Genomic DNA, 9,827 nt, shown 5'->3' with positions numbered 1-9,827 from the left:
GATACGTACCTCCGCGGCGAACTGATCGTGAAGGCTGCCCTGAACGCGGGCGCGGACGCCGTGCGTGGCGTACCCACAACCGGGTGCACCGTTGGGCCGACGGTCACATGGTCGGCGGTGCCTCCGTCAACGACCCCGTCTTCTGGCTGCACCATGCTTTCGTCGAGCTGCTCTGGTTCCGCTGGCAGCGGCGCCGCCCGGGCGCCCGCTGTCTCCCCGCCGAGCCGCTCGCCCTGGGCGACGCACAGCGCGGTCGAGGCGTCGCGCGGCATGAGCGGATGCCGTCGTGGGACGTGACACCGGGCGAGGTGGAGGACCACAGCGGGGTCTACCGGTACGCATAGCCCGCCTCGGCATGCGCATTACTCCGTTCAGCCACACACTGAGGGAGACCCGGCTGTTTCACGCAGGAGGTGACCGCGGGGTGACCAGCAGACGCGCGGCTTGAGGGGCGGCGTTCTCGTGAGCGCATCGAGCGGGAACCATCCGGCCGCAGAGCCCGATCACACTTCCCTCGGGAGGCTCCGTGATCTTGATAGCCCTGCTCCTACCGGTCTTCATGATGCTGCTGATGCTCGCGATGGAGGCCTTCGAGGACTTCCTGTTCCGCCGCCCGGCCGAGCCCCGTCGACATCCCCCTGGCCACTCCCGAAGAGGCGGCGATCTCCGTCGTCATCGCGGAGATCACCGCCGGTGAGCGGCCGCGGCTGGTGGTTCGCGCGTCAGGGTCCGAGGTCGGCCAGGAGCGTGTCCAGGACCGTCTCTTCCTCGATGCGGACGCCGAGTTCGGTCAGGGCCGGGTGGAGGTCCTGGTCCCATGGGGCGGTGGTGGGGGTGCCGGCCAGTGGTGGGGCCAGGGGTGTGGTGGCGGCCGCTGTGCGGTAGTCGGCGGCTGTGTAGCGCCAGGGGTGCCAGGGGACTCGGCGGAGCAGGGCGGTGGCGATGCGCAGGCCGCCCCAGTCGAAGTCGCCGTGGTAGCGGAGTGTGGAGCCGTGGGCGTGGAGGTGGCGTAGGAGGGTGAGGGCGGCTGCCGAGGGCTGGCCCTGGAGGCAGATCAGGGGGGAGGAAGCGCGGCCGTAGGCGTCGGCCGCCGTGGCCAGGACGGTTGGGTTCTCGCATACGTAGACAGTGGTGGGGGCCCTCCGCGGCGGGGTGCGGGTGAGCTGGCGCAGGGTCAGGACGGCCGGTTCACCTGCGTCGGCCGTCCAGTCGAGGGCCGGAGTGCCGCGCAGGCCCAGGGTGAGGACCGTAGAGGAGAGGGCGTCCTTGAGGAGGCCGGCCGAGGCCCAGGCCTCGCGGCGCCATTCGGCTCCGGTGCCGTCAGGGAAGCCGGTCAGGGCGCGGATGCCGGAGAGGACCAGGGTGGCGAGCGGGGTGCCGTCGTCGAGGGCGTGGGCGTCGCCGAGTGTGCCGGCGGCGTAGGCGGACAGGGATACGGCGGGTTCGGCGGGCAGTGCCCGTAGGGCTGTCGTGGCGTCGGTGAGCAGCGACCTTGCCGCGTCCGGGGTGCGGGCGAGGCGGCGTACGAGGCCGTCCTGGCGCAATCGGGTGGCCCAGTCGGCGAGTTCGGGCCGCAGTTCGGAGAGCGGGGTGAGCGGGGTGTACGCGTCCTGCCAGGCGTTCGCCTCCCGTTCGCGTACGTCGGAGAGCCGGTCGACCGGGCCGGTGAGGGCGGTCACGGCTGTGGCGAGGCCTTCGGGGCTGATGCCGGAGCGGCGCAGTACGGCGTCCACCGCGTCCAGGCGCAGGGTCAGCGAGCGTCCGGCGCGTGGGGTGCGGCCCAGCAGGCGTTCGGCGGCGGCACGTTCAGCGGTGGTGGGGGCGGTCAGGGTGACCGGGCCGGTGAGCGGTTCGTCCCGCTCCAGGCGGCGGCGTACGCGCTCGACCAGCCAGGCGAGGCCGGGGTCGCCGAGCAGGCGGGTCAGGCGGTCGCGGTCGACGCGCGGGCCGGGTTCGTCGTACGTACTCATGTCCACGACCTCATGCCTATGCCCTCACGCCACGACCTCATGTCCACACACCTGCGTGTGTGACGGCGTGCCGACGACCTCATGTCCACGCCTGCGTGCCGACGACCTCATGCTCACGACCTCATGTCCACGACCGGTCCTGGCCCACGGCGGGACCCCCATCGCCGCCCGGAGCGGCCGGGGTCCCCGCCCAGGCGGAGGCCCCGCCCGGCGCGGCCAGGGCCTCTGCCTGGGCGGGGAGTGCCGCCAGGCGGTGGCCCGGCTCGGCGCCTCGTACGCGTTCCGCGCCGTCCCATTCCCAGCGGGTGACCAGGACCGCGGCGATTTCGTCGACGCGGGAGAGCTGGGCGATGGCGATGCCGGGGACCTGGGGGTAGCAGGCCCATTCGCGTTCGCTGGTCATCACCACGTCCAGGTCGAAGGCGTGCAGCAGGCCCAGGCACTTGGCGCGCGAGTCGTCGTCCACGCCCGCGAACGCCTCGTCCAGGGTGACCAGGCGCGGTGCGTCGGGGGCGGCCGTGGCGTAGTGCGAGGAGGCGGCGGCGAACAGTGGCACGGACACGGCCAGTACGCGTTCCCCGCCGGAAGCGGGGCCGGTGGCCGGGACCCAGGTGCCGTGCTGGTGGCGTTCGATGCCGAACTCGTGCCAGGCGCGGTAGTCGAGCGCCGCGGTGAGCACCTCCAGCCAGCTGCCCGCCGCGTCGTCGGACTGCCGGCGGGCGATCTCGGCCTGCAGGAACTCGCCCACCGCCGCCCGGTCCTCGGCCGCCCAGGCGTCCGCGGACTGGCGCAGCCGTTCGCGCGCCTGGGCCAGGCCCGTCGGCGCCTTGCGCGAAGGGCGCCACACCAGACGCAGCCGCATACCGGTGGAGGTGGGCCGCTCCTGAAGCTCGGCGTTCATGGCCCGCACCTGGCGTTCGGCCGCTCCGATCAGCTCCTGGAGGGTGCCCGCGACCTCGGTCAGCAGATGGGTTTCCAGGATCTCGCGTTCGTGGGCGGACAGGATGCGCGCCAGTTCGGCCACTTCTGTGCCGAGGGCACCGGCCAGTTCGGGGACGGTCCGCCGCCGGCCCTGATAGACGATGTCGACGACCATGCCGTCCTCGGCCATGCGGGCGGTGGCGGTGTGGCCGCCACGGGACAGCGCGTCCTGCAGCTTCTTGTACTCCTCACTGAGCCGCTTCTGTACGCGTTCCCAGGCGCCGTCCGAGTCGTCGGTCGAGCTGAGTTCGGCCTCGACGGACCGGGCGAGCGCGATGGCCGGAGTGGCCGCCCACGGGTCGCCGTCCGGCGGGGGTACGGCCGCCTCCGGCAGGGCGACGGTCAGCAGGCCGGTGCCCGCGAACCGCTGAAGTGCGGCGATGGCCTCGGCCCGGGAGGCGGCGGCTTCCCGCACGTCCTTGTCCAGCTGCTCGATGCGGCCCTCGGCACGGCTGGCGCGCTGGTCCGCGGCGCGGTGCTCCTCATGGGCCGTGCGCTTCTCGCGGTCGCAGGCGGTCAGGGCGTCGGCGGTGTCGGCCAGGCGCCGCTGAAGCTCCGCGACCGCGGCGCCGACGGTGGAGCGCAGGGTGGTGTGGCGTTCGTCGGCGGTGGCGGCGAGGCGGCCCGACTCCTCGGCGCGCAGGGCGAGTTCGGCCACGCGGGTGCCGGCTCGCTCGGCCTCCGTACGTTCGTCGGCGACGGCGCGCCCGGCGTCGGTACGCTCGCGCAGCGCGGGCCACAGGGCGGCGAGTACGGCGGTGTAGTCGGCCAGAGCCTGGCGGACGGCGGTGCGGCCCGCCCGGTCGGCGGGCAGGTTCACGGCGTCGGCCGTGTCGGTGAGTTCGGTGGCGGTCTCGGCCTCCTTCCGGGCTGCCGAGGCCAGTTCCTCGGAGCGTTCGTCCTGGCGGGTACGGGCCCGGTGGCCGGCGTCCGCGGCGGCGGCGGCCAGTGCGTGCGCGTGGCGCAGAGCGGCGTCGTCCGGGACGGCGGCCAGTTCGGCGTCCAGGGTGTGGCGGCGCCGGGCGACCTGGTCGCGCTCGTCCCGCAAGCGGGCCAACTCGCCGTCCAGGGAGGCCAGTTCGCCGCCCAGGACCGTGATCCGGGCCCGGCGCGCCTCCTCGCGGGCGCCCTCACCCACGTATGCGGCGGTCTCCTTGGACCAGCTGCCGGTCAGGGCGCCGACGCGGAAGCGGCCGTCGGCCGCCACCCAGGTGTCGCCGGAGCCGCCGGAGCCGAAGCCCACGGCGGCCAGGAGACGGGTCACCGTTCCCTCGCCGACCGCCATGGCACGTGCGTCGCCGTGGTCGACGGCCGGGCGCAACACCGAGGCAAGGGTCGCTCCCGGGGGCGGGGCGCCCGGCGACAGCAGGATGTCGTGTCCGTCGGCGGCCACGGCGGTGCCGTCCGGGCGCACCCAGGCGTCCAGCAGGCCGGAGGCCTCCAACGCGGCCTCCAAACCCGCGCGTTCACCGGCGGCGACGTGGTCGTGGAAGTCGACCAGACGCCACAGGGGTGCCCCGGGAGCCTCGTCGCGGATACCGGGAGTACGCGTGTGCGGAGCCGTGGGCCCGCGCTGGCCGCCCGCCTCCAGGTCGGCCAGCTCCCGCTCGGACTCGGCGCGGCGGGCGGCCAGTTCGGCCAGTCGCTGGCCGAGGGCCGCCGACTGGTCGGCCAGGTGCGCGGCTCGGGCGCGATGGGCGTCGGCGGCGTACTCGCGCGCCGGGTACGGGCCCTGGAGATGCGCGGCCCAGTCCTGTAGGCCGTCCAGCAGACCGGCGGGGTCGTCGAGCGTCAACTCCCCGCAGGCGCCGAGGTGTTCGCGTACGGCGACGACCAGCTCACGGCCCGCTTCGGCCGCGGTGGCCTCCGCCCGGGCCTGCCGTTCGGCGGTGTGGCCGGCCTCGGTCTGCGCCTCGTCCAGACGGCGGGCGGCGGCGCGGCGCTCGGCGGCGGCCTCCTCGGCGCGCGCGGCCAGCTCCTCCACGTGGTCGATGGTGCGCCGCCTGCGCGCCACCGACTCCTCGGCGGCGCGGCGCAGTTCGGCCTCCGGGGAGCCCTCCGTGCGCAGGGGGGCGTCGAGGCGGGCGGCCGAGGCGGCCTCCCGTTCGCGAGCGAGTGTGTCCGCGACCTGTTGCTCGGCTGCCGACAGCCGCCGCTCGGCGGTCTCGAGGCGGCCCAGAGCGCGGGCGTGCGCCTGGGCCGCCTGCTCCCGGTCCGCCTCGGTGCGGGCCAGATCGTCGGCGGTGCGGCGTGCGTCGGCGGCCGCCTGTTCCAGCTCGCGGGCGCTGCGCATCTCGGGGCCCTCGCGCAGCGCGGCCTCCTGCGCCGTCAGCCGGGTGGCGGTCTGCTCCAGCTCCGCGATCCGCGCGGCGATCCGTTCCCGGTCCTCCTCCGCCTGTGACCGCTCGGACTGTGCCTGGGCGAGGTCGCGGTTCAGCTGTTCGTAGCGGGCGTGCTCGTGGCGGGGGAGCCGGGCGCGGCGGCGGGTGGCGACGCGGGCGTAGCGGCGGTAGTGATCGAGGAACGCGGACGCCGCCCGCTCGGCCTCGGTGGCCGCCCGCAGCTCCTCCTTCTCCTCGTCCAGGGAGCGGAACGCCTCGGCCACGTCCGCGATCACCGCCTGGTCCATGGGCGGCAGCGCCTCGGTCAGCGCGCGGGACAGCGCCGCCTCGTTGGGCCGTTTCGACAGCTGTGGCTGGCGCAGCTGGATGAGCAGGTCGACGAGAGCGGCATAGCGCCGCTCGCCAAGGCCGAACAGCGCCTCGTCGACCGCCCTGCGATACGCCGTGGCCGTGTCGTGGACCATGCCGCGCTCGGCGACCGCCTCGGCGAGCCGGTCCCGCGACAGCGCCGTGCCGGTGGCGTCGAGCAGGCTGAGCTCCTTGCCGACGCGCTGGTCGGTGACCGCGTACCAGTGGCGGGCGATGCCCCGCCCCGCCACCGCCTTCAGCCCGCAGGCGAGGGTGAGGAAGTGCTCCCGCCCGTCGGTCTCGTCGCGGCGGCCGAACTCGATCCAGGTGTAGCCGAGCCGCTCGGCGTGCGGGTGCTGCCCGCCGAGCAGCAGGTTCCACTCCATGCGCTTGCCGGGGTCGGCGTCGGGCTCCACGCGGCGCGCGGACAGGTCGCCGTCCAGGAGGAAGGGCAGGGTGAGGGCGAGGACCTTGGACTTCCCGGTGCCGTTGTTGCCGCGCAGCAGCAGACGCCCGTCGCGGAACCAGAACTCCTCGGTGTCGTAATAGAAGAGATCGACCAGGCCGATACGCAGCGGCCGCCACCGGCCGGGCACGGGAGTGGGCAGGGCGGTCACGACTGCTGCGCCTTTCGCTCGGCGGGCGAGGTGGGCTGGGGAGGCGGGGGCTGCTCGGGGTGCGGACTCGCCTGTTGTACGGGCGTGTTCGCCTGGTCTACGGGCGTGCCTGCTGCCTGTTGTGCGGTCGTGGCCGCTGCCTGTCGTGCGGGCGGGTGCGCCTGTTCTCCGTGCGTGGCCGCTGCCCGTCGTACGGACGTATTCGCCTGCTCTACGGGGGCATCCGCTGCCTGTCGCCCGGGCGTGCTCGCCTGTTCTGCGGACGTGCCTGCTGCCTGTTGTGCGGGCGTGCTCGCCTGTTCTCCGTGCGCGGCCGCTGCCTGTCGTCCGGGCGCTCGCGTCCCCTGTCGTACGGGGGCACTCGCCTCCGGTCGTGCGGGCGTGGCCGCTGCCTGTCGTGCGGGCGTACCCGCACCCGGTCGCGCGGGCGCGCCCGCCTGCCGTACGACCGTCTCGCCGACCGCGTACCGGGCAAGCGCCGGCAGCGGGGCGACGTCGCCGGCAGGTGTGCGGGTGATCAGGCCGAGCGCGGTCAGCTTGGCCAGTGCCTGCTCGGCCAACTCACCTTCCGCGCCTGGCTGCTTGGCGGACTTCGACCAGAAGCCGCCGTGTTCGGCGGCCAGTTCGCGCACCCTGCGTTCGAGGTCGGTGCGGCTCACCGGGCCGGCCGCGGACGCGAGGTGTTCGGCGAGGAGCAGGGTGACGTGGCCGTGGGTGCCCTGCTCGGGCATTCGTACGTCCGTCAGGTCGTCCTGGGGGTCGACCATGGCGATGCCTTCGGCCCGTACCTCCGCGACCAGGCCGGTCAGTTCGGTGATGCGTGCGGTGATGAAGGCGCGCTGGCGGGTCAGGTAGGCGAGCTCCTCGTCGGTGAGTTCGTCGTAGTACAGGACCGGGTCGTCCAGGAGCCGCCGGGTCAGGGTCTGGCGGATGGCGCGGAAGCGCAGTTCGTCGCTGTCCAGGGCGCTCTCGGCGGTCAGCTCGGCCAGGCGGTCCTCGAAGTCCTCGGCGGTGATCAGCGAGGGGCCACGGCGGGCGGCGAGCAGCCCGGCCAGGACGCGGCGCTGAACGTCGTACAGCACGTCGCCCGCGCCGCTGACGTACGCGTCCTCGTCCCCGGCCACCCGCCGCAGCACCCCGTACCGCATGAGGAGCCGTACCACCGCCGCCAGATCCAGCCGCTCGTCGCGCCGCTCCAGCGTGAACTCGATCCCGGCGGCGGCCAGTTGGGGATCGGCGGCGTCCAGGACCACCTGCTCGGCGAGCCGGCCGAGCGCGATCTGCGCCTCGCCCCGCTCCAGCGCGGCCAGCGCCAGGCAGAGCAGCACATAGCGGCGGCGGGTGAAGGGCGCCCGGGCGCGGGCGGCCTCGCGGGCCGGATGGGTCGGGTCGGACAGGGTGCCGGGTGTCCGGCCCAGCCGGGCGGACTCCGCGTCCACGCGCAGCGGCCAGCCGGTGTTGCGGTCGAACCACTCGCGCAGTTCGGCCGCGTGCCGCCGCACCAGGCGCAACTCGTCGGCGTACGGGCCGTGCGCGAGCAGCAGCGGTTCCTTCAGCAGGGCGCGGGCGGCCTTCTGGAACTCGGCGGCGCGCCGGCCGTCCAGCACCTCGCCCAAGGGCGTGCTCATCGCTCCTCCCACATCGGGGGGCTGGTCATGCGTATGCGTCCGGTCCGGGTGAGATCGGTGATCTCGACCTGGTGGTCGGGGCCGCGGAAGACGCCGCCGGGTGTACGGATCTCAGCGGTCGCCCCGTCGGCCAGAGCCGTGAGCCGGATCTCCATCGAGCCGTCGTTGCTGGTCGCGACGGTCGTCGTCATGCCGGGCCGCCAGGTGGCCAGGGCGTCACCGAGCAGCCCCAGGAACAGGCCGAAGGCATCCGGGTCGAGCGCGCCGAGCGCGGACAGCCGCGTGGTCCCGTCCGTCGCGAGGCGGGCACGGGCGGCGGCGGTCTCCTCCGCCTGCCGGACGGCGATCTCGGCGAGACGCCGCCGCTGCTCGGAGCGGTCCTGTACTTTGCGGGCCTTGCCGCGCCGTTCGTAACTGCCGGTGCGGCGCAGCTGCGGGCTGATCCGCAGCGGCTCGGCCTCAGCCCACGGGGTGGACGCGGCCACCGGGCGGGCCGTGCGGCGATCGAGGGTGTCGGCGTCGACGGTGAGGTGCCGCGCGGGATACAGCCCGAAGGCGGCCCGCCACAGCCGGTGCCGCGCCTCGTCGTCGGGCGCCTCGGCGAACCAGCGGGCCAGCGCCCGGAAGTCCGCCGAGCGGTCCGAGCGCCCGGCCCGCCGCTCGTTCAACTGCCGTACGACGGCGAGGAGTTGTGGGATCGCCGCAAGGGCGCGGCCGCGCAGCAGGCGGGCCTGGGACTCGCGGCCGTCCGCGGACACGAACCAGGCGGCGAGCCCCGCCCAGCGTGCCGCCCACAGCTCGTACGCCTGCGCCTCGGCGCTCTCGGCCTCGTCCGGGGCGGCGTCGGCCGCCTCGCGGGCCGCCGCAAGCCGCAGCAGCGCGTCCGCCCGGCCCTGGTCCTCCAACTCGCCGATGAGCAGGGCGATCCGCCCGCCCAGGGTGATCAGGTCCTGGATGAACCGCTCCAGATACTGGATCAGCCGGTCCTTGTACGCGAGGAACTCATCGACCTCCACGTCGTGCAGGTCGATGGTGCGCTGCAGCGAGCCCATGAACGCCCGCGCGTTCTCCGCCAGCGCCCCGAACCGGCCGGTCAGCGCGGACAGCGCCAGATGCGCCTTGGCCGCGTCCGGCTCCTCCTCGGCCGCGATCACCAATAGGGCCCGCAGCTGGGTGACGATGTCGTGCAGCGCGACCGCCTGCAGTGCGCCGCGCCGTCCCAGCGCCTCGTCGTACGCGGTGAGTGCCTGCTCGGCGGCCTCGCCCGCCTGTGTGAGCTGGTAGATGAAGCGCTTGCGGTAGAAGTCCTCTACCGCGGTGACCCGGGAGGTGTCCGGATCCGCCCGCAGGTTGCCCCACTCGACGAGGCTGTCCAGGGCCTTGACCACCGTGTCCAGGTCGGCGGGCCGGTGCTCGGCCGGCAGCGCGCCGTGCACGTCCTCGGGCCGCAGGTGTACCGCGAAGCGCTCCTTGGCGGCCAGGAACGTACCCATGACCCGGCGGTAGAGAGGCGCGTTGGGCACGGTGAGGTGGGCGAAGGGCGCGTACCCGGCCCGTGCTGGTCCGGCAGGCGTCGACGTCATCGTTCCTGCATTCTCCCCGACGCGTACACCGTCCCGGCAACCGTGGCCCTGGTTTCACACAGGGTTACGTCTGGCGCCGGTCACTTCTCGTCCCGCTCCGGCAGGGGCGAGTAGCGGGTGGGCCCCGGCGTCTGGCCCTCCGGGGGGTAGTCGCAGTCGAGGCTGGAGATCTCGTAGTCGTCGCCTTCGTTCTGCTCCTGGTCGACGACCACCGACGCCGTGCAGGCGCGGCCGTGCTCGTCGGTGAACGTGACGATCTCGCTGTAATCCGTCGGCTTGCTGCATCCCGCGAGCACCAGCACCGCCGCCCCGGCGGCCACTGCCACGCCGATCCCCCGCAGCCGTTTCATCCCTGGCC

At 74.2% G+C, this 9,827-nt stretch carries 7 protein-coding genes; 2 read left to right on the top strand and 5 right to left on the bottom strand.

Annotation, left to right across the window (positions count from 1 at the left end):
- The coding region (locus tag G6048_RS43855; RefSeq protein WP_165345200.1) for a tyrosinase family protein at positions 1 to 344 on the top strand (344 nt) is incomplete at its 5' end.
- A gap of 182 nt (positions 345 to 526) precedes the next feature.
- Positions 527 to 697, top strand: coding sequence for a hypothetical protein (locus tag G6048_RS43850; RefSeq protein ID WP_165345196.1), 171 nt, complete (start codon positions 527 to 529; stop codon positions 695 to 697).
- Positions 698 to 722: 25 nt separating this feature from the next.
- Here the strand turns inward: G6048_RS43850 and G6048_RS43845 are convergent, their stop codons facing one another.
- The 5 genes from G6048_RS43845 to G6048_RS43825 all read right to left on the bottom strand — a co-directional run.
- On the bottom strand, positions 723 to 1,970 hold the full coding sequence (locus G6048_RS43845; RefSeq protein WP_165345199.1) for a TIGR02679 family protein: 1,248 nt from the start codon (positions 1,968 to 1,970) through the stop codon (positions 723 to 725).
- Between the two features lie 121 nt (positions 1,971 to 2,091).
- Positions 2,092 to 6,258 carry a TIGR02680 family protein gene (locus tag G6048_RS43840; protein WP_165345198.1) on the bottom strand — a complete coding sequence of 1,389 codons (4,167 nt, stop codon included), beginning with the start codon at positions 6,256 to 6,258 and terminating at the stop codon, positions 2,092 to 2,094.
- Positions 6,255 to 7,886 (bottom strand): TIGR02678 family protein, encoded by a 1,632-nt coding sequence (locus G6048_RS43835; protein ID WP_235991049.1) that lies wholly within the window; start codon positions 7,884 to 7,886, stop codon positions 6,255 to 6,257. The genes G6048_RS43840 and G6048_RS43835 overlap by 4 nt, the downstream gene beginning before the upstream one ends.
- Positions 7,883 to 9,469: a TIGR02677 family protein gene (locus G6048_RS43830; RefSeq protein ID WP_165345197.1), complete on the bottom strand. Its 1,587-nt coding sequence runs from the start codon at positions 9,467 to 9,469 to the stop codon at positions 7,883 to 7,885. The genes G6048_RS43835 and G6048_RS43830 overlap by 4 nt, the downstream gene beginning before the upstream one ends.
- Positions 9,470 to 9,549: 80 nt before the next feature.
- Positions 9,550 to 9,827: hypothetical protein (locus tag G6048_RS43825; protein ID WP_235991048.1), on the bottom strand; the 278-nt coding region annotated here is incomplete at its 5' end.

The organism is Streptomyces ureilyticus (assembly GCF_011045025.1).
GTDB lineage: Bacteria > Actinomycetota > Actinomycetes > Streptomycetales > Streptomycetaceae > Streptomyces > Streptomyces ureilyticus.
The sequence above is the reverse complement of the archived record's forward strand: the minus strand, read 5'-3'. Positions and strand labels throughout refer to the sequence as shown.

Coding starts and splice junctions, on each gene's coding strand:
- G6048_RS43845 (WP_165345199.1), bottom strand. CDS start 1,970: ATGAGTACGTACGACGAACCCGGCCCGCGCGTCGACCGCGACCGCCTG.
- G6048_RS43830 (WP_165345197.1), bottom strand. CDS start 9,469: ATGACGTCGACGCCTGCCGGACCAGCACGGGCCGGGTACGCGCCCTTC.
- G6048_RS43835 (WP_235991049.1), bottom strand. CDS start 7,886: ATGAGCACGCCCTTGGGCGAGGTGCTGGACGGCCGGCGCGCCGCCGAG.